Genomic DNA, 20,830 nt, shown 5'->3' on the forward strand with positions numbered 1-20,830 from the left:
CATGCAGCATTTTCATACGCCTCATCGCACAGCGGGCTTCACTTTGATCGAATTGATGATCGTGGTGATCGTCATCGGCATCCTGGCGGCCATCGCCGTTCCTTCGTACCAGCAGTACGTACTTCGATCACACCGTGCAGTAGCCAAAGCGGACTTGGCCGAGTACGCGCAACGTGCGGAGCGCTATCACTCCAGCAACAATTCCTACTCGGGCTACACCCTGCCCAGCAAGGTCTCGCCGCGCGAAGGCGGAGCGACGCGATACAACCTGAGCTATAAGGGAGATGGTTCCACGTTCACGATCACGGCATCTCCCGCGGGTACGCAGGTCAAGGACAGCTGCGGCAAGATGACCCTCGACCAGGCCAACCGGAAAACGTCGGAAGGAGCGGTTTCCGATTGTTGGTAGGGGTGTTGATCTTCCAGGATTCGACCAGTACAATGCGCCTCCCCGCCCGAATAGCTCAGCCGGTTAGAGCACTTGACTGTTAATCAGGGGGTCGTTGGTTCGAGTCCAACTTCGGGCGCCAGATACTGCAGAAGCCGCGAGAAATCGCGGCTTTTTGCTTTTCTTGACCCTGTTCAGCACGGCAGATTGCGGTTGCTGCGTTCGCTGCGGGTGCGGCCGCCATTGTTGACCACCAGCTTGCCGTGCAGTTGTCTGCCTGCGCAGATGCGCAGGGTCAGGTTGGCCCCTGGACTGCGTCCATCTGCCTGGAAGAACAGCCGTGGCCGCCCGCTGCTGGCCCGGGCCAGGATTGATATGTCCGAACGCCCGGTGTGGTTGCTCAGGATCGCCTCCGGCGACTCCGGCTCCCGGCGCTGATCGCCACTGCGGTAGATGATCCAGCCAGCGCTCCAGTCGTCGCTGCAGCGCAGGCCGTCGACACTGGCGCAGAGACCGATCAGCTCCCGTCTGCGCAGTGCCTCACTGCGCGCGCCGGACAGGCTGGCGTGCAGGGTCAGTTGCAGTGCATCGGCGCGTTGCCGTAGCAGCAGGGGCTGCAGCGCAGGCCAGGATGCGGCCAGCAGCACCGCCAGCACGGCGATGACCACCAGCAGTTCGGTCAGGTGCACGCCCCGCGCAGAGCGAGGGCCGAGGGGGCAGCGGGTAGGGGGCGGGTGCATGCATCCAGCCTCCGCGCCCGACTGCGCGGCCGCCATCAGGCATCCCCCTGCCGGTCTCCCCGGCTTCCCCTCAGCCGACCGTCACCGGACGCCCTCTATACTTACCTTCCCCGGGACCTGGCAACACCATGAGCGACAGTTTTCAGCTTGTCTCGCCGTATTCGCCGGCGGGCGACCAACCCGATGCCATCGCCAAGCTGACCAGCAATTTCGAGGCTGGCGTGGCCAAGCAGACCCTGTTGGGCGTGACCGGCTCGGGCAAGACCTACACCATCGCCAACGTCATCCAGCAGATCCAGAAGCCGACGCTGATCATGGCGCCGAACAAGACCCTGGCCGCGCAGCTGTACGGCGAGTTCAAGGCGTTCTTCCCGCACAACGCGGTGGAGTATTTCGTCAGCTATTACGACTACTACCAGCCGGAAGCCTACGTGCCGTCGTCGGACACCTTCATCGAGAAGGACAGTTCGATCAACGAGCACATCGAGCAGATGCGGCTGGCGGCGACCAAAACCCTGCTGTCGCGGCCGGATGCGATCGTGGTGGCGACTGTGTCGGCCATCTACGGGCTGGGCGCGCCGGAAGACTATCTGTCGCTGCGCCTGATCCTGTCCAAGGGCGAGCGCATCGACCAGCGCGACCTGATCAATCACCTGACCCAGCTGCAGTACACCCGCAATGAGTACGAGCTGCAGCGCGGTACTTTCCGCGTGCGGGGTGAAGTGATCGATGTATTCCCGGCAGAATCGGACAGTGAGGCCCTGCGCATCGAACTGTTCGATGGCGAGGTGGAAAAGATCACGATGTTCGATCCGCTCACCGGCGAGACCATGCGCAACCTGATGCGCTTCACGGTTTACCCGAAGACCCACTATGCGACCACGCGCGAACGGGTGCTGGCGGCGGTGGAAACCATCAAGGTCGAGCTGAAGGAACGGTTGGAGCAGCTGTATGCGCAGAACAAGCTGGTCGAGGCGCAGCGCCTGGCCCAGCGTACCCAGTTCGACCTCGAAATGATGGCCGAAGTGGGCTTCTGCAATGGCATCGAGAACTACTCGCGGCACTTGACCGGCAAGAACGCGGGCGAGCCGCCACCGACCCTGTTCGATTACCTGCCGGCCGATGCGTTGCTGGTGATCGACGAATCGCACGTGACCATTCCGCAGATCGGCGCCATGTTCAAGGGCGACCGTTCGCGCAAGGAAACCCTGGTCGAGTTCGGCTTCCGGCTGCCGTCGGCGCTGGACAACCGTCCGCTGCGTTTCGAGGAATGGGAGGCGCGCTGCCCGCGCAGCATCTATGTGTCGGCGACGCCGGGCCCTTACGAATTCCGTGAGGCCGGTGAGGACATGGCCGAGCTGGTGGTTCGCCCGACCGGCCTGATCGATCCGGTGGTGGAGATCCGTCCGGTCGGCACCCAGGTCGATGACCTGATGAGCGAGGCCAACGAGCGCATCAAGGCCGGTGATCGCGTGCTGGTCACCACCCTGACCAAGCGCATGGCCGAGAACCTCACCGAGTATCTGACCGAGCACGGCATCCGCGTGCGCTACCTGCACTCGGACATCGATACCGTCGAGCGCGTGGAGATCATCCGCGACCTGCGCCTGGGCAAGTTCGATGTGCTGGTCGGCATCAACCTGCTGCGCGAGGGGTTGGACATGCCCGAGGTCTCGCTGGTGGCGATCCTGGATGCGGACAAGGAGGGTTTCCTGCGCTCGACCGGTTCGTTGATCCAGACCATCGGCCGTGCAGCCCGCAACGTGCGCGGCAAGGCGATCCTGTATGCGGACAGGATCACCCGTTCGATGCAGGCAGCGATTGACGAGACCGACCGTCGTCGCAGCAAGCAGGTCGAGTACAACCAGGAGCACGGCATCATTCCGCGCTCGGTCCTGCGGCCGATCGTCGACGTGCTGGAGGGCGCGCGCTCGGACGCCGCCGAGAAGGAGTCCCGCAAGGGCAAGGGCAAAGGCCGTTCCGGGGTGGCAGAGGAGGCGGCCGACTACCGTTCGCTCAGTCCGGCGCAGTTGGCCGCCCGTCTCAAGGCCCTGGAGCAGCGGATGTACCAGCATGCCAAGGACCTGGAATTCGAGGATGCCGCCCGGGTACGCGACCAGATCCGGCAGCTGAAGGAAGCCAGCCTGGGCTGAACGCGATAACGCGGCTTTTCTTCACAAAAGTATTGCGCTTGCCGGCCGTCGTCCGTAATATACGCGGCCTGCACCGACGCAATCGCGGCGCTGCAGAAGCAACAAACGGGCGGTTAGCTCAGCGGTAGAGCACTACCTTGACATGGTAGGGGTCACAGGTTCGAACCCTGTACCGCCCACCACGAAGTCCCCCAGGGGGCTGTCGTGAGGATGAAAAGCCCGGCCCTGGCGCCGGGTTTTTACGTAGAAGCACCAGCCTGCGGGCTGTACGGAATTTTTGGGCGGTTAGCTCAGTGGTAGAGCACTACCTTGACATGGTAGGGGTCACAGGTTCGAACCCTGTACCGCCCACCACCGGTTCCCGGCATCGCCGGGGCAGCGGTGGACACGATGAAGCCGGCCTAGGGCCGGTTTTTTTGTGCCTGCGATTCGCGCTCGTCTGCGCCTGGCCGGTTGCTGTCATCGTCAACCGCGTTGCTCGACACTGGCGCTGCGCTGCAGCTGCCAATGACCATCCACGCGTTGCCACAGCTGCATGAGGCCCCGGGAGTGCGCTTGCCCGCGCTGTCCCGCAGGCGCTTCAGCGTGCACGCGACCATGAGCCACCTGCAGTACGCGGTCTGCACTCAAGCGCAGGATCTGCACGCTCTGGCTGTCCGTCTGGCGATGCGTGGCTGGCTCGCTGGCGGCACGCTGGGCATCGGCCTGCAGGATCTGCATCCGCAGCGAATCGCTTCCGGTGCCGGCGTCTCGGTTGCATAGACCGGCCATCAACAGCAGCAAGGCAAGCATCGGCATGGCACGGTGCTCCGGAGAAGGGAGTCCAGCGTTGCACTGTGGCCTGCGGTGTGAAACCAGTATCCGACGAAGGCGGGAAAAGTGCGTGCCAACGAGAGCCAGCAAGGATGAATCCGGGCTGGGTCGGGGCAGCTGCAGGTCATTGCCATGAAAAAGGCCGGGCCACCTGTGAAGGCAGTCCGGCCTGTGTGCCCGGAAGTGACCCCGTTGGCCGGGAAGCCTGGGCTCAGGTCACGACATGGCTGGAACCTTCAAGCAGGCTCAGAGCGGATCGCAGCACAGGCGAGGGCCGGACCAATGGCCTGAACCGCCATACGGGCAACCCGGGGTGAACTCGCAACCCGGGGCGAATCCGGCCTTGGCCGGCGTGGCGAACGCCTGCGCGGCGCCGAACGACATGGCGGCAACCACGACGATGCCGGCAATGGACGAGAACAGCTTCTTCTTTCCGATCATCTGTATCTCCTTTGCAGAGCGTCGAGGTGGATCACATGGGATCGCAGCAGACCAGCAGGCCGTGGGAGCCGGCGTTGCCGTATGGGCAGCTGGGATGTTCCTTGCAGCCCGGTGCGAAGCCGGTCTTGACCGGCGTGGCGAAGGCCTGCGCAGCACCGAACGACATCGCGGCAACCACGACGATGCCGGCAATGGACGAGAACAGCTTCTTCTTTCCGATCATGTGTATCTCCTTGCAGTGGCGATGGAACATGAGGTCACCGCTTGCGGGGCGGTGTCGAAGCGGAATCAGTTGGCGACGCAGCAGATGCGTGTGCCGCCGGCGCGGCCATTGCCGCCGAACATGCACCCGGGGGTATCCACGCAACCCGGTGCAAAGCCGGTCTTCACCGGCGTGGCGAAGGCCTGTGCGGCCCCGAATGACATTGCAGCAACGATGACGATACCGGCGACGGACGAGAACAGCGTTTTCTTCCCGATCATGTGTATCTCCTTCAGTTGGTGTGGCTTCCCGGATTCATTGCGTTGGCGACGGCCTGTACCGTCTCTGTGTCTAGCTGGCCGACATGCTTGTAGGCAACGCTGCCATCTGCGGCGAGCACCATCAGCATCGGTGTCAGCGTGGCGCGGTAGCGCTTGGAGACCTCGCCCTGATCGTCAACAGCGATCGGAAACGCCAGCGCGTGTTTGCCGGCGTACGCAGCAAGCTGATCGTAGGGGGGCAAGCCGACACCGATCAGTTCGGCGCTGCCACGCGCCGCCGCGATCTGCTGCAGTTGCGGCACCGAAGCCAGGCAGTAGCGGCAGGCGGTAGAGAAGAAGTAGAGGATCTGCGGAACGGCGCGGGCGCCACCGATATCGACATGGGCCTGCTGCGTCGTCCGCAGCGTCAACAGTTCAGGCCGGGTGCCGATTGCCAGACCATGTGCATCCAGCTGGGTCTGCTGCAGCTGCGCCGCCATCTGTTCGTTGACCTGCCGCAACTGGCGGTTCTGCCAGGAGAGCATGATGACCAGTGCGGCCAGCAGCAGAGCGAATACGGGAAACAGTGCACGCTTGAGCATCGATCATCCTTGAACGCCGCGTTGCATCGACCATACCGGAAACCGCAACAGGATTGTCAAGCTTTTGTATCATCGGTGACGCAGTTCCCAAACCACAGGACGCCACCATGAGTGACCATGCTCCCGTTTCCCGGCCGAACCCGATCGTCGAGCTGCTGTTCGGCGGCAACATGCTGGAAGGCACCTTCAAGGCCGTGATCTGGGTCGCACTGCTGTCTGCAGTCCTGGCCTGGACAACCTTCCGCTGACGGAATGCTCAGGCAGCAGTGAAGGCCTGCCGCAGGCTGCGCAGCGTTGCCTGCCGATACTGGGCCGCACACGGCTCGCCCATCTCCAGTTCCTGCAGTCGCAGGCCGACCAGTGTCATCGACAGCGCATAGCCGCGCGCCGCATCTGCAGCGCGCGACAGGCCAAGTGCACGTCGGGTCAGTGCGTCCACATGATCCATGTCCGGCAGCAGGCCCAGGTAGGCGCGCTCGGCGCTGTCCAGATCCGGCGCGCGCAGGATCGCGTTGGCATCGGCGGTGGGGGTGACGGCGGCCATGCTGGATCCTTGCTTGTTGGTGGATTGGAAGCGGGTTCGGTCAGAACGCGCGCATCAGCGAGATGAAAGCGGATGTCTGGCTGCTGCGTCGTGCCATCGGGCTGTCCTTGACGGCATCACCGAACCACTGGTTGGCGACCACGCCGGTCGCGCGCCATTTCGTACCCAGTGGCGTGCTGACCGCGATCTGCAGGCTCGGCGAGGTGGCACTGCCGGGTTTGTAGGCTGCTAGCCCGGAGCGCAGGGCCTCCTCGTCGCTGATGCCGTAGTAGTAGTCGAGCAGGCGCGCGCTGGAATGCACCACGCCCACGCGCGGCACCCAGGTGAAGCGACCGGCCTGGATCGGATAGCTGTAGTGCAGGCTTGATTCAACACCGCCGCCATGCCCGCTCACTTCGCGCTTCACGCTGGCCGCCACCGCGCCCCAGTCCGCACTGTAGTCGGCGTTGATCCCGACCATCGCCGACATCTGCCGGCTGTGCAGGCGGCGCAGCTGCGGATCGTTCACGTCGTCGGTCTTGAAGCGCAACGTGTAGGGCGTAGCCACGGCCGACACACGCAGGCCATCGGCGTTGTAGAGATTCATGCCGAGTGAGCCAGGGCTGGCGAAGAAGCGCTTGCCCTGCCAGGACAGCGCCGGCAGCACCAGCGGCTTGTCGTCATAGTGCGCGTAGGCGCCGGTGGTCGCGCCGAAGGTGATGCCGGCCTGTACGCCCGGAGCCTGTTCCTGCGCGTTTGCCAGCAGCGGCGTGGAGAGAGCGACGGTGCACAGCAGGGGGCGCAGCAGGGCGGGGGGCAGCGAGGTCATCAACGTACTACTTTGCGGGGATGGCGGTGCATGCTGCGCGCACAACATTGTCGGAACATTGCGCGGGCGCAATCTGCTGCATCGGCGCCACTTGCACGCCGAAGGCACTATGATCGGCTCCGTTTCCGGTTGCCGAGCCCCCGATGCGCATTCTCCTGGTCGAAGATGATCCCGATCTCTCGCGAGCCCTGCAGTCCGGGCTTGAGCGCCAGGGTGTGGTCGCCGACGTGGTTGGCAGCCTGGCCGAGGCGGCGCTCGCCCTGCGTGAGCCGGTGCACCAGCTGATGCTGCTTGATCGGCAGCTGCCGGACGGTGATGGCGTGGGTTTCGTGGCGACCGCCCGTGCCCTGCGGCCGAATCTGGCGGTGATCATGCTCACCGCCAAGGGGGGGCTGTCAGACAAGGTGGAGGGGCTGGATGTCGGCGCCGATGACTACCTGGTCAAGCCGGTAGCGATCGAAGAGCTGATGGCGCGGATCCGCGCCGTATCGCGTCGACCGTCGGCGATGGTGACCCCCCGGTTGCGGCTGGGCCGGCTGGAGTTTGATTTCGAATCGCTGCAGGCGCAGGTGGATGGACAGCCGGTGGCACTGCCACGGCGGCAGGTGCTGGTGCTGCAGGCGCTGGCGATGCGGCAGGGTCGTACGGTCACCCGCAGTGCGCTGGAAGCGGCGGTGTACGGGTTTGATGATGAGATCCAGTCCAATGCGCTCGACGCGCATATCTCCAAGCTGCGCAAGGCGCTGCAGCAGGCCGGGGCAGGCGTGGAGATCCACGTGATCCGTGGCGTCGGCTACCTGCTGGCGGAGGCCTGAGATGGCACGACCGATCCGTTCGATCACGCTGGGTCTGGCATGGCGGTTGTTCCTGGCGCAGGCCTTCACGGTGTTGTTCGCCGTGGTTGCGTTGATCCTGACGTGGGGCGACAAGGACACCTGGGGCATGGACATGTTCATGGCCGAGAGCGCGGCCAACGCCGTGCACAGCGAAGGCGGCCGGCTGGTGCTGGATGAAGCACGCTGGCAGAAGCTCGATGCGCGTGCCGGTGGCAACCTGTGGTTCGCGGCGGTCGACGATCGCGGCGCATGGCTGCAGCGCGGCACGCTGCCTGCCATTCACGCGCCGCTGCTGGCCCGCCTGCCGACACTGGGTGCCACCGAGCTGGGATCGCTGGTACCGCCGTACCTGGACGTGGCCCGGGTGATGATCCGCAACGAGGACGGCCGCCGCATCACGGTGATGGTGGGCGGGGCGCCGAAGGGCGGCCTGCTGGATGGCGCGTTGATGGTGCTGCGGTTGATCGGCCTGTGGTTCTTCCTGCCGTTGATCGTGGTCACGCTGCTGGTGATGCCGACGGTGATCCATCGCGCCATGCGTGGCGTGCGCCGGTCGGCGCAGCAGGCCAAGGAGCTGGATATCGGCCAGACCGGCGCGCGCCTGGACGCGCAGCTGGTGTCGACCGAGGTGGCGCCTCTGGTCGAAGCGTTCAACGATGCGATCGACAAGGTGCAGCAGGGCTACGCAGCACGCGACAAGTTCCTGGCCGATGCCGCGCATGAACTGCGGGTGCCGATTGCGGTGGTGCAGGCGCGCTTGTCGCAGTTGCCGCAGGGGGAGTTGAAATCGCAGTTGCTGACCGATGTCGCCCGCCTCGGCAACGTCGCCGAGCACCTGCTCGACCTGCAGCGCCTGGACCGCAACATCGCCGCGTTGCAGCGGCTGGACCTGGCGCATGTCGTGCGCGAAGCGGCCGCCGACCTCGCTCCGCTGGTCGTTGGCGCCGGTTATGGCTTCGAAGTGGATGCGCCGGAGACGCCGGTCTGGATCCATGGTGATGGCCTGGCCCTGGGCCGGGTGATCGCCAACCTGGTGCACAACGCCATTGTCCACGGCGGCGGGCGCGGCACCATCTGCGTGCGTCTGGACCGGCAGGGCCTGCTGGAAGTCAGCGACCAGGGCGCCGGTGTGCCGGTCGGTGACCGCGAGGCGATCTTCGAGCCGTTCCACCGCCTGCGTGCCGCTGGCAGCGGCAGCGGCCTGGGCCTGCATCTGGTCAAGGAGATCGTGCAGCACCACGGTGGCACGGTCAGCGTGGGCGAGGCGGTCGGCGGCGGCGCCAGTTTCCGGGTCAACTTCCACCGCGGCAGCGTGCGTCGTTAGTGGGGCGCTGACAGCACCGCACGGCGTTGCCTGATGGTTGCGTGAGGCCGTACCACGGCACGCTGTGTCGATGGCTGCCGATCGGACCGTGTCGCCGTTGCTGGGCCCCGCGTGCGCAGCCGGCGTGGTCACCGGCGCGTTGGCCTGCGTGCTGTTGCCTGTGTTGCCACCGCTATGGGCGTCTGTTCCGGCAGCCGCGTTCGCGGCGTTGGGCTGGGTATTGCGCTGGCGCGGGCGCGCGGCGGCTGCGTTGCTGTTCGGCCTGGCCTGGACGTCCTGCCATGGATACTGGGCACTGCAGGCGCAGCTGCCGGCCGGTGCTGCCGCGCAGGATGTAATCGTCCGGGGTCAGGTCGTCGATCTGCCAAAGCAAGCGCCTGGATACACCCGGTTCGAGTTCCGGGTCGATGCGTCCGATGCGACCCCGATGCTGCGCGGAAAGCGGCTGCAGGTGTTCTGGCACGCGCCCCGGCGCGGGCCGGTCGACGCCGGGACAGATCAGAGACATCGCCTTCACGCTGGCGCGGACTGGCAGTTGTCGCTGCGCGTGCGGCCGCCACGCTCGCGCATCAACCCGGGCGGCTTCGATGGCGAGCGGCACGCGCTGCTGCACGGATTGGCCGCGAGTGGCAACGTGCGTGACGCCGGCGCTACGCGGCAGCTGCGCCCCGCACATGGCCTGCCGGCCTGGCGCGAGCGCACCAGTGCGGCCATCGCCACGCAGATCGCACACCCCTCGGCGCGGTTCATCCAGGCCCTGGCGCTGGGCGATACGCGTGGCCTGTCCGATATCGACTGGGCGCAGCTGCGCGCGCTGGGCCTGACCCACCTGATCGCCATCTCCGGCTTCCATGTCGGTCTGGTGGCGGGCTTCGCCGCCTTGCTGTGTTCTGTTCTCTGGCGGTCCTGGCCAGGGCTTGCCGGGTTCCGGCCACGACCGCAGGCAGCGGCCTGTGCCGCTGCGGTGGCGGCGGCCGGCTATGCCGTTGTTGCAGGCAGCGAGCTGCCGACCGTGCGCACCGCGTTGATGATCGCGGTGGTGGCGTTGGCGCGCGTCGTCCGCCGTCCGGTGACGGTGGCACAGGGCCTGGCGCTGGCCGCGCTGGCGATGCTGCTGCCGGCACCGCTGTCGGTGCTGTCTGCGGGCTTCTGGCTCAGTTTCGGCGGCGTCCTGTGGTTGTTGTGGTGCCTGCCGCAGGGGCGGCCGAAGGGGTTCTCCGCGATGCTGCGCGGCGCTGTCGCAGGACAGGGGGTGGCCAGCGTCGTTCTGCTGCCGCTGGCAGTGGCGCTGTTTGGCGGCACCGCACGGCTGGGGCCGCTGGTGAACCTGCCGGTCATTCCGCTGTGGAGCCTGCTGGTAGTGCCTTTGGCTTTGCTGGGAACCGCTTTGGAGGCCCTGCGCAGCGGGACAGGGCAGTGGCCCTGGCGCGCGGCAGCCTGGGTGTTTGATGCCAGTTGGCAGCTGATGCGGCCGTTGGCCGAGCACCCGCAGGCAATGTGGTGGCTGGCGCAGGGGCCTGCCTGGGCGTTGCCGGCGGCCTTGCTGGGGGTGTTCTGGTGGCTGTTGCCACGCGGTGCGGGTGCGGTGCTTGCCGGGTCATTGCTGTGCCTGCCCCTGCTGTGGCCGGCACGGTCGGCGCCACAGCGGGGAGAGCTGGAACTGGTGGTGCACGATGTCGGCCAGGGCACGGCGGTGCTGTTGCGGACCGCCCACCACGCACTCTGGTACGACGTCGGTCCGCCCGCAGGCAGCGAGGGAGAGGAGCGGATGCTGCTGCCGACGTTGCGCGCGTTGGGGCAGGCGCCTCCGGCGCGGGTGATGATCAGTCACGACCACCTTGACCACAGCGGCAACCTTGCTGCGCTGCGCCGGCAACTGCCGGAGTTGGAGATACTGGCGCCACGGGGCAGTGCGATTGCCACTGCCGGCACCTGCCAACAGGGACTGCGCTGGCAATGGGACGGGGTCGATTTCCAGGTGCTGCACCCACCTGACGCTGTCCCGGCCGCTGGCATGAAGGGCGCCGACAACGAGGCCAGTTGCGTGCTGCGGGTTGCCGGCGCCCATGGGGTGGTGCTGCTGCCCGGCGACATCGGCCGGCCAGGCGAGCAGGCGCTGCTGGCGGGCGCTGCTGGCGCGCTGCGTGCGGACGTGGTGCTGGTGCCCCATCACGGCAGCGGGGGCAGCTCCACTGCGGGCTGGGTGAAGGCGGTGGCGCCGCAGCTGGCGCTGGTCTCGGCCGGGCACCAGAACCGCTTTGGCCACCCGAAGCGTGACGTGGTGCAGCGCTGGCAGGCGGCCGGCGCCGAAGTGCTGTCCACCGCCGAGTCCGGCGCGATCCGCGTATGGCTTGGCGCACAAGGCCTGCAGCTGCGTGAACAGCGTATCCACGCAGCCCGGTGGTGGGATGCCGCTGGGCGGGCACGGTCGGCTGCTATCCTATCGCCGATCGAACAAGCGGCCGTTGGGCCGGAGGGTTGAAACGTGTGGGAACTGGTCAAGGCCGGTGGCTGGCCGATGGTGCCGCTGCTGCTGTTGGGCGTACTGGCTTTGGCAATCGTCCTGGAGCGTTTCTGGTCCCTGCGGCGTAACGAGGTGCTGCCACCTGGCCTGGGCCAGGAAGTGCGCAACTGGGCCGCGCGCGGCAAGCTCGACCCGGCGCACCTGCAGACCCTGCGTGCCAACTCACCGCTGGGCGCCCTGCTGGCCGCCGCACTGGAAGCGCGCAACCGCCCGCGCGACCAGATCCGCGAGCGCATCGAAGACACCGGTCGCCACCTGGTGCACCGCATGGAGCGTTTCCTCAACGCGCTGGGCACCATCGCCTCGGCCGGCCCGCTGCTGGGCCTGCTCGGCACCGTGGTCGGCATGATCCAGATGTTCCTGGGCATCCTCGACCACGGCGTGGGGGATGTGAACCAGCTTGCCGGCGGTATCGGCAAGGCGCTGGTGTGCACCGCCACCGGGATGATCGTGGCGATCCCGGCGCTGATGTTCCACCGCTTCTTCAAGGGCCGCATCCACGGCTACGTGGTGGAGATGGAGCAGGAAGCCAGTGCATTGCTGGATACGCTGGATGGTCGACCCGGGGTGATGACCCCAGCTCCCGCCGCGCGCGCGTCCTCCGCCGCCACGGCAAAGGCCTGATCGATGCGTATCGGCAACGACCGGTCCCAGGATGAACCGCATATCGACCTGGTGCCGCTGATCGACGTCATCCTGGTGCTGATCATTTTCTTCGTGGTCACCACCACCTTCGATGCGCGTTCGACCCTGCAGGTGCAGCTGCCGACCGCCAGCCAGCAGCAGACCAACGAGCCGCCGCGCTCGCTCAGCGTGTTGATCAACGCGGACGGCCGCTACTTCGTCAACGATCAGGAAGTGCTGCGCAGCGACGTCGAATCGGTCAAGCAGACGATCGCCGCCGTCGCCGGCAGCGACCGTGAACAGACCGTGCTGCTGCGTGCCGACGCGCGCACTCCCTACCAGGCCGTGGTCACCGCGCAGGATGCGCTGGGCCAGCTCGGCTTCCGTCGTATCGCCATTGCAACAGCGCCAGAGGTGCGTCCATGAGTTCCCATCACGCGCCAGTGTGGCCGATCTACAAACGTCTGCTGGGCTATACCCGCACCTACTGGGTGTTCATGATCGGCGCGGTCATCGCGATGGTGGTCGAAGCCCTGGCCGGCTATCACTTCACCAAGCTGATGGAACCGCTGGTCAACCGCGGCTTCGTCAACCCTGAGCCGCGCATGGCGGTGATCCTGCCGCTGACCATCCTTGGCCTGTTCCTGATGCGCAGCGTGGCCACCTGGGTCAGCGACTACACGCTGGCCAAGACCGGCCGCAGCGTGGTCCGCGACCTGCGCGAACAGGTGCTGCAGAAGTACCTGCACCTGCCGTCCTCGCACTTCGACGCCGAAGCGACGCCGGTGATGGTCAGCCGCCTGAACTTCGATACCGAACAGGTCACCCAGGCCAGCGCCGATGCGCTCAAGACCGTGGTGGCCGACACCCTGACCATCATCGCCATGCTGGCGGTGATGCTGCAGATGAGCGTCAAAGTGACCTTGGCGATGCTGGTGGTGGTGCCGCTGATCGGCGTGATCGTCTCCTACGTGGGCAAGCGCTACCGGCGCATCAGCCGCGGCATCCAGGACGGCATGGGCACCATGGCGCAGACCGCCGAGCAGTCGCTGGCCGCGCAGCAGGAAGTGAAGGTGCACGGCACCCAGCAGCACGAGATCTCGCGCTACTCGCGCCTGGCCAACCGCATGCTGGCGCTGAACATGAAGGTGGAAGTGACCCGCGCGGCGGCCTCCAGCGTGGTCCAGTTCCTGGCGGCGCTGGCGCTGGCGGTGATCGTATGGGTGTCCACCCGCGAAGCGCTGGCCGGCAAGCTCAATGCGGGCCAGTTCATGGGCCTGATGACCTCGATGATGGCCATCATTCCGTCGCTGCGCCGGCTGACCAGCGTGCAGACCTCGATCTCGCGCGGCGTGGCCGCTGCCGAGCGCCTGTTCGGCATCATCGACATGCCGGTCGAGCGCGACGAGGGCAAGCACACGGTGCAGCGCGTTCGCGGCGAACTGGCCTTCGAACACGTCATGCTGCGTTACCGCGAAGACAGTGGCATCGCCCTGGACGACATCAGCTTCGTTGCCAGGCCGGGTACGGTCACCGCCATCGTCGGTCGTTCCGGCAGCGGCAAGACCAGCCTGATCCGGCTGGTGCCGCGCTTCTACGAACCCAACGGCGGCCGCATCCTGCTCGACGGCGTTGCCCTGGATGACTACCCGTTGGCCGATCTGCGCAGGCAGGTGGCCATCGTCGGCCAGAAGGTCATGCTGTTCGACGACACCATCGCGGCCAACATCGCCTACGGCATGGATGCAACCGACGAGCAGATCCGCGCGGCGGCCGAAGCGGCCAATGCCTGGGAGTTCATCGCACGCATGCCGCAGCAGCTGCAGACGCCGGTGGGGGAGAATGGCGCGCTGCTGTCCGGCGGCCAGCGCCAGCGCCTGGCGATCGCCCGCGCGATCCTGCGCGATGCGCCGATCCTGATCCTGGACGAGGCCACCGCGGCGCTGGACAACGAATCCGAGCGCCTGGTGCAGGACGCGCTGCAGCGCCTGATGCCCGAGCGCACCACGCTGGTGATCGCGCACCGCCTGTCGACCATCGAGCATGCCGACCAGGTGCTGGTGATGGACCATGGCCGCATCGTTGAGCGCGGCACCCACCAGGAACTGCTGTCGATGGGTGGCCTGTACCAGCACCTGCACAACATGCAGTTCCGCGAAAGGCAGGACTGATGGCGGGCAAAGGTACCCAGACCCCGCCGTACTGGTATGACGGCAGCCCGGTGCCGTGGCCGATGCGATTGCTGGCACCGCTGTACGCGGGCGTCACCGCGCTGCGCCGGCGCCTGTACCGCCGTGGCTGGCGCAAGCGCCATGCGCTGGCGGTGCCGGTCATCGTGGTCGGCAACATCACCGCTGGCGGCACCGGCAAGACGCCGCTGACCATCGCCCTGGTCGAGCGCCTGCGCGCAGCGGGCTGGAAGCCCGGCGTCGCCAGCCGCGGCTACGGCCGGGAGCAAGCGGACAAGGCACGTTGGGTGGAAGCCGATACACCGACCGCCCTCGGTGGCGACGAGCCGGTGCTGATCGCCTGGAAAACCGGCGTGCCGGTACGCGTGGACAGTGATCGCGTGGCAGCGGGCAAGGCGTTGATCGCCGCCGGCTGCGACGTGATCGTCTGCGATGACGGCCTGCAGCACTACCGGCTGGCGCGCGACATCGAGATCGAGGTGGTCGATGCCCAGCGTCGCTATGGCAATGGCCGGATGATCCCCGCCGGCCCGCTGCGCGAGCCGGTCAGCCGCGCCGCCGAATGCGATTTCCGTGTGGTCAACCTGGGCCAGGCGGATGCAGCGACGGCTGCCCAGGCCTGCGGCTTCGGCCAATGGCCGATGGCCCTGCACATCGACAGTGCACAACCACTGGCCGGTGGACGGGCGCGTCCGCTCTCGTACTTCGCGGGCCAACGCGTGCATGCCGTGGCCGGCATCGCCCATCCGCAACGCTTCTTCGACATGCTGCGCGCGCGTGCGATCGGCGTGGTGCCGCACGCCTTCGCCGACCATCACGCCTACCAGCCGCAGGATCTGTCCTTTGGCAGCCAGTTGCCGGTGCTGATGACCGAAAAGGATGCCGTGAAGTGCCGTGCGTTCGCCAACGACTGGCAGTACGCCGTGCCGCTGCGCGCCGAGCTGCCCGCTGCATTCTGGATCGCGCTGACCGATCGCCTGGACAAGCTGCGACCGAACTGAGGGGCCGTGCGGCGCTTGCAAATGCACGCCGCCGGCCGCATTCCTGCTGTATCGCGCCTGCCGAGTACCGCCCGCATGACCGACTTCGTTGTTGCCATCCCGGCCCGCTATGCCGCTTCGCGGCTGCCGGGCAAGCCGCTGCGCCTGCTGGGCGGAGAGCCCATGGTGCTGCATGTGGCCCGCCGCGCGCTGCAGGCCGGCGCGGGTGAGGTCTGGGTCGCCACTGACGACCAGCGCATTGCCGACGCCTTGTCCGGCCTGGAGGAAGTGAAGGTGGCGATGACCGCGGCGTCGCATGCCTCCGGCACCGATCGACTGGCCGAATGCGCGCGCATCGCTGGCTGGGCGGATGACACCGTGGTGGTCAACCTGCAGGGCGATGAACCGTTCGCACCGGCTGCCGGCATCCGCGCCGTCGCCGCGGCACTGGTGGAAGGCAGCGCGCCGATGTCGACCCTGGCCACGCCGGTCGAGGATGCACACACGCTGTTTGACCCCAACGTGGTCAAGCTGGTGCGCAACGTGCGCAACGAGGCCATGTACTTCAGCCGTGCGCCGATCGCCTGGCATCGCGACGGCTTCGCCCGCAGTCGCGAGATCTTGCCCGAGGACCACCAGTGGCTGCGCCACATCGGCATCTATGGCTACCGTGCCGGCTTCCTGCAGCAGTTCGCCTCGATGCCCCCGGGCACGTTGGAACAGGTGGAATCGCTGGAGCAGCTGCGCGTGCTGGAAGCGGGCTATCCGATCACCGTGGCGATCTCGCCCGAACCTTTCCCGCCGGGCATCGACACCCCTGAAGACCTGCAGCGCGCCGAAACGCTGCTGCAGGCGATGGCCGCGCGATGAAGCTGCTGGTCGTCTGCCTCGGCAACATCTGCCGCTCGCCGATGGCCGAAGGCGCGCTGCGCGCCCGCCTGGATGCCTCGGCGCTGGCGGGACGGGTGCAGGTCGACTCGGCCGGTACCGGCGACTGGCATGTGGGCCAGCCACCCGACCGGCGAGCCATTGCGTGCGCGGCCGGGCATGGCGTGGACCTGGGCAGCCTGCGCGCGCGGCAGCTGCGGCCGCAGGACTTCGACACCTTCGACTGGATACTGTGCGCCGACGAGGCCAATCTGCGTGATGCCGCGCGCCTTGCCACCGCCGACCAGCGCGAGCGCCTGGCGCTGTACCTGCCGTGGTCGGGCGGGCAGGGCGAACGCGCGATTCCCGATCCCTATACCGGTGGCAGCGATCATTTCGAACAGGTCTGGTCGCTGGTCGACGCTGCTGCCGAACGTACCGTGGCACGCCTGTTGCATCACGCCGACTCCGGCATAATCGGGCCATGAACATCCAGCCCGTCCCGGACCTGCCCGAGTTCGCCGCCTGGCTCAACGCCGCGCCCTGCACCCTGACCGAACTGCGTGGCCGGCCGGTCGCGCTGTTGTTCGTCAACGCGGCTTCCGCGTGGAGCGCGCAACGGCTGGCCGAGTTCAGCCAGTGGCTGTCACGCCACCCCGGTAAGCTGCAACCCCTGGTGCTGCAGGTACCGCGTTTCGATTTCGAGCGTGATGCCACGGCTGCATTGAAGCTGCTGCGCCGCCAGGGCTTGACCATGCCGGTGCTGCTCGATGCCGATTGGGATGGCTGGCGCCGCTTCGGCGTCACCGCGTGGCCGACCATGGTGTTGCTGGATGCGCAGGGTCGCGAACAGCAGCGCTTGATCGGCCAAGGCGTGCCCGGCGAGCTGGAGCGGGCCCTGAATGCCCTGTGCGAGGGTGCGCCGTCGGCCCCTTCGCGTGGCGGTAGCGAACTGCACCCCGAGCCGCGCCAGTCGCTGCGATTCCCCATGGGTCTGGCAGTGAACCAGGAACGGCTGTACATCGCCGACAGCGGCCATCACCGCATCCTGGAATGCAGTCACGGCGGCCGCGTGCTGCGCCAGTTCGGCCTGGGCACCGCCGACTTCATGGACGGCAACCTCGCCGAAGCTGCTTTCCACCGGCCGCAGGCGCTGGCGCTGGAGCGCGAGTCGCTGTACGTGGCCGACACCGGCAACCACGCCGTGCGCCGCATCAACCTGCTGACCGGCCTGGTCGACACGCTGTGCGGCAACGGTCGTCCGGGCGCTCCCGAGGAAGGGCCGGTGGCGCAGCCACGACAGGTGTCGCTGGATCATCCGGTCGGCCTGGCCATCGCCGAAAACCAGCTGCACATCGCCATGGCCGGCGACAACCGCATCTGGAGCTACCACCTCGGCCAGCGCAGCCTGCAGTGGCGCGCCGGCAGCGGCGCCATCGACGAGCGCGACGGCAGTGGCCACCTGGCCGCGTTTGCCCAGCCCACCGCCGTGGCCGTGGTCCAGCAGGTGCTGTACGTCGCCGACGCCCTGGGTTCATCGATCCGTTCGCTGCAGCTGCGCGGCGATCTGGTGCAGACCCTGGTCGGGCAGGGCACATGGCGCTTTGGCGAAGACGATGGCCCGCGCGCGCAGGCCAGCCTGCAGTTCCCGCAGGCGATCGCGCTGAGCCCGGATGCGCCGTTGCTGTGGATCGCCGATACCGGCAATGGCCGCCTGCGCACGCTGCGCCTGGGCGGCGGCGAACTGGCCACCCAGCCGTTGCCGCGGCGCCTGCACGGCCCGGCCGGCCTGGCCGTCGGTGCCGGTGCCGTATGGATCGCCGAGACAGATTCCCACACCGTACTGCGTCTGGACCCTGACAGCGGCGTACTCAGCGAAGTGCCGATCAGCGAATGACCGTTGTTCCCGTCCCGTCCTTCGATGGCAAGGCATTCGCGGCCCAGCTGAGTACCGCCCCGGGCGTGTACCGGATGTATGCGGCCGACGACACGCTGTTGTACGTCGGCAAGGCCCGTGCGCTGCGCAACCGCGTGGGCAGTTACTTCAACGGCAGTCCGAAGAACGCGCGCATCATGTCGATGCTCTCGCAGATCGTGCGCATGGACGTGACCGTGACGCGCTCGGAAGCCGAAGCGCTGCTGCTGGAAAACCAGCTGATCAAATCACTGTCGCCGCGCTACAACGTGTCCCTGCGCGACGACAAGACCTATCCGCATGTGCTGCTGACCCGCGAGGACTGGCCGCGCATCGCCCTGCATCGTGGCCCGCGCGCCATTCCTGGACGCTATTTCGGGCCGTATCCCGGCGTCACCGCGGTGCGCGAAACGCTGAACCTGATGCACAAGCTGTTCAAGCTGCGCAGCTGCGAAGACAGCGTGTTCCGCAACCGCTCGCGGCCCTGCCTGCAGTATCAGATCGGGCGCTGCAGCGCGCCGTGCGTGGAGCTGGTGCCAGCGGGGGACTACGCCGAGTCGGTGCGCCGCGCGGCGATGTTCCTGGAAGGCAAGAGCGATGAGCTGACCCGCGAGCTGGGTCAGCAGATGCAGGCCGCCAGCGAGGCGCTGGAATTCGAGCAGGCCGCGCGCCTGCGCGATCTGATCACCTCGTTGCGCAGCATGCAGACCCGCCAGTACGTGGACGGCCGCGCGGCCGACCTGGACGTGCTGGCGGTGGCCATGCAGGGCTCGCAGGCCTGCGTGATGCTGCTGGCCTTCCGTGACGGCCGCAACCTGGGCACGCGACCGTTCTTTCCCCGCACCAACGGCGAGGAAAGCGCGGACGAAGTGCTGGCGGCCTTTGTCTCGCAATACTACATCGAATTCGAGCCACCGCGCGAGATCCTGCTCGACCGCGAAATTCCCGATGCCGATCTGATCGGTTCGGCGCTGTCGGCCTCGGCCGAGCGCAAGGTGCAGCTGAAGTGGAACGTCCGTGGCGAGCGCGCCGGCTACCTGGAACTCGCCAGCCGCAACGCGCAGTTGACCCTGGCGACCGAGATCAACAGCCGCACCGCGCAGCACGCGCGCAGCGAGGCGCTGCGGGTGATGCTGGGGCTGGCCGAGCCGGTGAAGCGGGTGGAGTGCTTCGACATCAGCCACACCATGGGCGAAGCCACCGTGGCCTCGTGCGTGGTGTTCGATGCTGCCGGCCCGGTGCGCGCGCAGTACCGCCGTTTCAACATCAGTGGCATCGAGCCGGGCGATGATTACGCGGCGATGCGCCAGGCCATCGACCGCCGCTTCCGCCGCGCGGTGGAAGAGCAGGGCGTGCTGCCTGACGTGCTGCTGATCGACGGTGGCGCCGGCCAGCTGGCACAGGCACAGGCGGCGCTGGCCGATCTGGGCGTGGAAGGCGTGCTGCTGGTGGGTGTGGCCAAGGGCGTGGAACGCCGTGCCGGCCACGAAGCCCTGGTGATGCCCGATGGCCGCGAACTGCGCCCGGGTGCGGCCGATCCCGCCCTGCAGTTCATCCAGCAGGTGCGCGATGAAGCGCACCGCTTTGCCATCACCGGCCATCGCGGACGCCGGCAGAAGGCGCGGATGACCAGCAAACTGGAAGATATTCCCGGCATCGGGCCGCGCCGGCGCGCCAGCCTGCTGAAGCATTTCGGCGGCCTGGTTGGCCTGAAGGCGGCCGGAGAAGCGGAAATCGCCAAGGTGGAAGGCATCAATGACGCCCTCGCAGCGCGCATCTACGCTAACCTGCACGGGTTGGCCGCGCCTGATCCGGCCGAGTAGAGAGAGAATAAAGCAGCATGACGTTGACCCTGCCCACCTGGCTGACCCTGTTGCGGATCGTGATGATCCCGGTGCTGGTGCTGGTGTTCTACCTGCCCTACACCTGGACCAACTTCGCATCGGCGGCGATCTTCGGCCTGGCCGCGATCACCGACTGGCTTGATGGCTGGATCGCGCGTCGCTACGGCCTGGAATCGGCGTTCGGCGCCTTCCTCGACCCGGTCGCGGACAAACTGATGGTGGCGGTGGCGTTGTTCCTGATCGTGCAGGGTCATCCGACACCGTGGATGGCGTTCTGGGCGGCGGTGATCGTCGGCCGCGAGATCGCGGTGTCGGCACTGCGCGAGTGGATGGCCGAACTCGGCCAGCGTGCCAAGGTACGCGTGGCGATGATCGGCAAGGTCAAGACCACCGCGCAGATGGTCGCGCTGCTGTGCCTGCTGTACTCGGTGGCGCCCAACGTGCCGGTCAACGACATCTGGATGGGCCCGCCGGTGTTCCATATCGGCGACTGGACCCTGGCCATCGCCGCCGTGCTGACCCTGTGGTCGGGCCTGCAGTACCTGCACGCCGCCTGGCCCAGCCTGCGTGACGACGAGCGCGCTGCGCGCGAGCGTGCGCGGCAGAAGAAGCTGGGTAACTGAGCACCGGGGTCGGATCCCTTTCCGCAGGAAAGGGCTCTGACCCCATAGCCGCCCGCATCCACGCATGGCGTGGATCTACTGAAGCGTCCATCCACGCGCAGATCTACCGTTTTGTGGGGGTGTTGGAGTAGATCCACGCCATGCGTGGATACG

The 20,830-nt window shown here is 67.1% G+C and carries 23 protein-coding genes and 3 tRNA genes; 18 read left to right on the plus strand and 8 right to left on the minus strand.

Going from position 1 to position 20,830, the window contains the following annotated elements; all coding sequences use genetic code 11:
• Position 1: 1 nt before the first annotated feature.
• Both CR919_RS10855 and CR919_RS10860 read left to right on the plus strand, forming a co-directional pair.
• On the plus strand, positions 2 to 409 hold the full coding sequence (locus tag CR919_RS10855; protein ID WP_099820039.1) for a type IV pilin protein: 408 nt from the start codon (positions 2 to 4) through the stop codon (positions 407 to 409).
• 44 nt (positions 410 to 453) lie between these two features.
• Positions 454 to 530: transfer RNA gene (locus CR919_RS10860), tRNA-Asn, on the plus strand.
• A gap of 52 nt (positions 531 to 582) precedes the next feature.
• On the opposite strand, the gene CR919_RS10865 is transcribed toward CR919_RS10860, so the two are convergent.
• Positions 583 to 1,128, minus strand: a complete 546-nt coding sequence (locus CR919_RS10865; RefSeq protein WP_099820040.1) for a GspH/FimT family pseudopilin — start codon at positions 1,126 to 1,128, stop codon at positions 583 to 585.
• Between the two features lie 128 nt (positions 1,129 to 1,256).
• Here CR919_RS10865 and uvrB point away from each other — a divergent pair, with 128 nt between their 5' ends.
• The 3 genes from uvrB (at position 1,257) to CR919_RS10880 (ending at position 3,635) form a co-directional block, all read left to right on the plus strand.
• A complete protein-coding gene (gene uvrB / locus CR919_RS10870) occupies positions 1,257 to 3,281 on the plus strand; it encodes an excinuclease ABC subunit UvrB (protein ID WP_099820041.1) in 2,025 nt (674 codons plus the stop codon).
• Between the two features lie 107 nt (positions 3,282 to 3,388).
• Positions 3,389 to 3,463 (plus strand) — tRNA-Val (locus tag CR919_RS10875).
• Positions 3,464 to 3,560: 97 nt separating this feature from the next.
• Positions 3,561 to 3,635 (plus strand) — tRNA-Val (locus CR919_RS10880).
• A gap of 111 nt (positions 3,636 to 3,746) precedes the next feature.
• On the opposite strand, the gene CR919_RS10885 is transcribed toward CR919_RS10880, so the two are convergent.
• The 5 genes from CR919_RS10885 to CR919_RS10905 all read right to left on the minus strand — a co-directional run bounded on the left by CR919_RS10885 (position 3,747) and on the right by CR919_RS10905 (position 5,599).
• The gene (locus CR919_RS10885; RefSeq protein WP_099820042.1) at positions 3,747 to 4,079 is read right to left on the minus strand and encodes a hypothetical protein; all 333 of its coding nucleotides are present in this window, start codon (positions 4,077 to 4,079) and stop codon (positions 3,747 to 3,749) included.
• Positions 4,080 to 4,340: 261 nt separating this feature from the next.
• Positions 4,341 to 4,535: a hypothetical protein gene (locus tag CR919_RS10890; protein ID WP_099820043.1), complete on the minus strand. Its 195-nt coding sequence runs from the start codon at positions 4,533 to 4,535 to the stop codon at positions 4,341 to 4,343.
• A 31-nt stretch (positions 4,536 to 4,566) separates the two neighbouring features.
• On the minus strand, positions 4,567 to 4,758 hold the full coding sequence (locus tag CR919_RS10895) for a hypothetical protein (RefSeq protein WP_032975717.1): 192 nt from the start codon (positions 4,756 to 4,758) through the stop codon (positions 4,567 to 4,569).
• A gap of 65 nt (positions 4,759 to 4,823) precedes the next feature.
• The gene (locus CR919_RS10900; RefSeq protein WP_025875233.1) at positions 4,824 to 5,018 is read right to left on the minus strand and encodes a hypothetical protein; all 195 of its coding nucleotides are present in this window, start codon (positions 5,016 to 5,018) and stop codon (positions 4,824 to 4,826) included.
• 11 nt (positions 5,019 to 5,029) lie between these two features.
• Positions 5,030 to 5,599 (minus strand): TlpA disulfide reductase family protein, encoded by a 570-nt coding sequence (locus CR919_RS10905; RefSeq protein ID WP_099820044.1) that lies wholly within the window; start codon positions 5,597 to 5,599, stop codon positions 5,030 to 5,032.
• A 107-nt stretch (positions 5,600 to 5,706) separates the two neighbouring features.
• Here CR919_RS10905 and CR919_RS21210 point away from each other — a divergent pair, with 107 nt between their 5' ends.
• Positions 5,707 to 5,847, plus strand: a complete 141-nt coding sequence (locus CR919_RS21210; RefSeq protein ID WP_165787265.1) for a hypothetical protein — start codon at positions 5,707 to 5,709, stop codon at positions 5,845 to 5,847.
• Positions 5,848 to 5,855: 8 nt separating this feature from the next.
• Here the strand turns inward: CR919_RS21210 and CR919_RS10910 are convergent, their stop codons facing one another.
• Positions 5,856 to 6,143, minus strand: coding sequence for a hypothetical protein (locus CR919_RS10910; protein WP_089240061.1), 288 nt, complete (start codon positions 6,141 to 6,143; stop codon positions 5,856 to 5,858).
• 40 nt (positions 6,144 to 6,183) lie between these two features.
• Positions 6,184 to 6,951, minus strand: a complete 768-nt coding sequence (locus CR919_RS10915) for a MipA/OmpV family protein (RefSeq protein ID WP_099820045.1) — start codon at positions 6,949 to 6,951, stop codon at positions 6,184 to 6,186.
• Positions 6,952 to 7,094: 143 nt separating this feature from the next.
• On the opposite strand from CR919_RS10915, the gene CR919_RS10920 reads away from it, so the two are divergent.
• The 12 genes from CR919_RS10920 to pgsA all read left to right on the plus strand — a co-directional run bounded on the left by CR919_RS10920 (position 7,095) and on the right by pgsA (position 20,677).
• Positions 7,095 to 7,766, plus strand: coding sequence for a response regulator transcription factor (locus CR919_RS10920; protein ID WP_025875225.1), 672 nt, complete (start codon positions 7,095 to 7,097; stop codon positions 7,764 to 7,766).
• A gap of 1 nt (position 7,767) precedes the next feature.
• Positions 7,768 to 9,111: a HAMP domain-containing sensor histidine kinase gene (locus CR919_RS10925; RefSeq protein ID WP_099820046.1), complete on the plus strand. Its 1,344-nt coding sequence runs from the start codon at positions 7,768 to 7,770 to the stop codon at positions 9,109 to 9,111.
• A 70-nt stretch (positions 9,112 to 9,181) separates the two neighbouring features.
• Complete coding sequence (locus tag CR919_RS10930; RefSeq protein ID WP_099820047.1) at positions 9,182 to 11,593, plus strand: DNA internalization-related competence protein ComEC/Rec2; 2,412 nt, start codon at positions 9,182 to 9,184, stop codon at positions 11,591 to 11,593.
• Positions 11,594 to 11,596: 3 nt separating this feature from the next.
• Complete coding sequence (locus CR919_RS10935; protein WP_025875219.1) at positions 11,597 to 12,259, plus strand: MotA/TolQ/ExbB proton channel family protein; 663 nt, start codon at positions 11,597 to 11,599, stop codon at positions 12,257 to 12,259.
• A 3-nt stretch (positions 12,260 to 12,262) separates the two neighbouring features.
• Complete coding sequence (locus tag CR919_RS10940; protein WP_025875217.1) at positions 12,263 to 12,685, plus strand: biopolymer transporter ExbD; 423 nt, start codon at positions 12,263 to 12,265, stop codon at positions 12,683 to 12,685.
• The gene (msbA, locus tag CR919_RS10945) at positions 12,682 to 14,430 is read left to right on the plus strand and encodes a lipid A export permease/ATP-binding protein MsbA (protein WP_099820048.1); all 1,749 of its coding nucleotides are present in this window, start codon (positions 12,682 to 12,684) and stop codon (positions 14,428 to 14,430) included. The genes CR919_RS10940 and msbA overlap by 4 nt, the downstream gene beginning before the upstream one ends.
• Positions 14,430 to 15,449: a tetraacyldisaccharide 4'-kinase gene (gene lpxK, locus CR919_RS10950; RefSeq protein ID WP_099820049.1), complete on the plus strand. Its 1,020-nt coding sequence runs from the start codon at positions 14,430 to 14,432 to the stop codon at positions 15,447 to 15,449. Before msbA ends, lpxK begins: the two co-directional genes overlap by 1 nt.
• A 75-nt stretch (positions 15,450 to 15,524) precedes the next feature.
• Positions 15,525 to 16,298 carry a 3-deoxy-manno-octulosonate cytidylyltransferase gene (gene kdsB, locus CR919_RS10955; protein ID WP_099820207.1) on the plus strand — a complete coding sequence of 258 codons (774 nt, stop codon included), beginning with the start codon at positions 15,525 to 15,527 and terminating at the stop codon, positions 16,296 to 16,298.
• The gene (locus CR919_RS10960; protein WP_099820050.1) at positions 16,295 to 16,783 is read left to right on the plus strand and encodes a low molecular weight protein-tyrosine-phosphatase; all 489 of its coding nucleotides are present in this window, start codon (positions 16,295 to 16,297) and stop codon (positions 16,781 to 16,783) included. The genes kdsB and CR919_RS10960 overlap by 4 nt, the downstream gene beginning before the upstream one ends.
• Complete coding sequence (locus CR919_RS10965) at positions 16,780 to 18,192, plus strand: hypothetical protein (RefSeq protein ID WP_099820051.1); 1,413 nt, start codon at positions 16,780 to 16,782, stop codon at positions 18,190 to 18,192. The genes CR919_RS10960 and CR919_RS10965 overlap by 4 nt, the downstream gene beginning before the upstream one ends.
• Positions 18,189 to 20,033, plus strand: a complete 1,845-nt coding sequence (gene uvrC, locus CR919_RS10970; protein WP_099820052.1) for an excinuclease ABC subunit UvrC — start codon at positions 18,189 to 18,191, stop codon at positions 20,031 to 20,033. The genes CR919_RS10965 and uvrC overlap by 4 nt, the downstream gene beginning before the upstream one ends.
• Before the next feature lie 17 nt (positions 20,034 to 20,050).
• On the plus strand, positions 20,051 to 20,677 hold the full coding sequence (pgsA, locus tag CR919_RS10975; protein WP_099820053.1) for a CDP-diacylglycerol--glycerol-3-phosphate 3-phosphatidyltransferase: 627 nt from the start codon (positions 20,051 to 20,053) through the stop codon (positions 20,675 to 20,677).
• Positions 20,678 to 20,830 lie beyond the last annotated feature (153 nt).

Source organism: Stenotrophomonas sp. LMG 10879, from assembly GCF_002750935.1.
Classification (GTDB): domain Bacteria; phylum Pseudomonadota; class Gammaproteobacteria; order Xanthomonadales; family Xanthomonadaceae; genus Stenotrophomonas; species Stenotrophomonas lactitubi_B.

Excerpts from the sequence above, each read along its gene's own strand:
- lpxK (WP_099820049.1), top strand. The coding sequence starts at position 14,430 with ATGGCGGGCAAAGGTACCCAGACCCCGCCGTACTGGTATGACGGCAGC.
- uvrB (WP_099820041.1), top strand. The coding sequence starts at position 1,257 with ATGAGCGACAGTTTTCAGCTTGTCTCGCCGTATTCGCCGGCGGGCGAC.
- CR919_RS10915 (WP_099820045.1), bottom strand. The coding sequence starts at position 6,951 with ATGACCTCGCTGCCCCCCGCCCTGCTGCGCCCCCTGCTGTGCACCGTC.
- msbA (WP_099820048.1), top strand. The coding sequence starts at position 12,682 with ATGAGTTCCCATCACGCGCCAGTGTGGCCGATCTACAAACGTCTGCTG.
- CR919_RS10900 (WP_025875233.1), bottom strand. The coding sequence starts at position 5,018 with ATGATCGGGAAGAAAACGCTGTTCTCGTCCGTCGCCGGTATCGTCATC.
- kdsB (WP_099820207.1), top strand. The coding sequence starts at position 15,525 with ATGACCGACTTCGTTGTTGCCATCCCGGCCCGCTATGCCGCTTCGCGG.
- CR919_RS21210 (WP_165787265.1), top strand. The coding sequence starts at position 5,707 with ATGAGTGACCATGCTCCCGTTTCCCGGCCGAACCCGATCGTCGAGCTG.
- CR919_RS10865 (WP_099820040.1), bottom strand. The coding sequence starts at position 1,128 with ATGCACCCGCCCCCTACCCGCTGCCCCCTCGGCCCTCGCTCTGCGCGG.
- pgsA (WP_099820053.1), top strand. The coding sequence starts at position 20,051 with ATGACGTTGACCCTGCCCACCTGGCTGACCCTGTTGCGGATCGTGATG.
- CR919_RS10895 (WP_032975717.1), bottom strand. The coding sequence starts at position 4,758 with ATGATCGGAAAGAAGAAGCTGTTCTCGTCCATTGCCGGCATCGTCGTG.
- CR919_RS10920 (WP_025875225.1), top strand. The coding sequence starts at position 7,095 with ATGCGCATTCTCCTGGTCGAAGATGATCCCGATCTCTCGCGAGCCCTG.
- CR919_RS10925 (WP_099820046.1), top strand. The coding sequence starts at position 7,768 with ATGGCACGACCGATCCGTTCGATCACGCTGGGTCTGGCATGGCGGTTG.
- CR919_RS10910 (WP_089240061.1), bottom strand. The coding sequence starts at position 6,143 with ATGGCCGCCGTCACCCCCACCGCCGATGCCAACGCGATCCTGCGCGCG.
- CR919_RS10885 (WP_099820042.1), bottom strand. The coding sequence starts at position 4,079 with ATGCCGATGCTTGCCTTGCTGCTGTTGATGGCCGGTCTATGCAACCGA.
- CR919_RS10940 (WP_025875217.1), top strand. The coding sequence starts at position 12,263 with ATGCGTATCGGCAACGACCGGTCCCAGGATGAACCGCATATCGACCTG.
- uvrC (WP_099820052.1), top strand. The coding sequence starts at position 18,189 with ATGACCGTTGTTCCCGTCCCGTCCTTCGATGGCAAGGCATTCGCGGCC.
- CR919_RS10965 (WP_099820051.1), top strand. The coding sequence starts at position 16,780 with ATGAACATCCAGCCCGTCCCGGACCTGCCCGAGTTCGCCGCCTGGCTC.
- CR919_RS10930 (WP_099820047.1), top strand. The coding sequence starts at position 9,182 with ATGGCTGCCGATCGGACCGTGTCGCCGTTGCTGGGCCCCGCGTGCGCA.
- CR919_RS10905 (WP_099820044.1), bottom strand. The coding sequence starts at position 5,599 with ATGCTCAAGCGTGCACTGTTTCCCGTATTCGCTCTGCTGCTGGCCGCA.
- CR919_RS10890 (WP_099820043.1), bottom strand. The coding sequence starts at position 4,535 with ATGATCGGAAAGAAGAAGCTGTTCTCGTCCATTGCCGGCATCGTCGTG.
- CR919_RS10855 (WP_099820039.1), top strand. The coding sequence starts at position 2 with ATGCAGCATTTTCATACGCCTCATCGCACAGCGGGCTTCACTTTGATC.
- CR919_RS10960 (WP_099820050.1), top strand. The coding sequence starts at position 16,295 with ATGAAGCTGCTGGTCGTCTGCCTCGGCAACATCTGCCGCTCGCCGATG.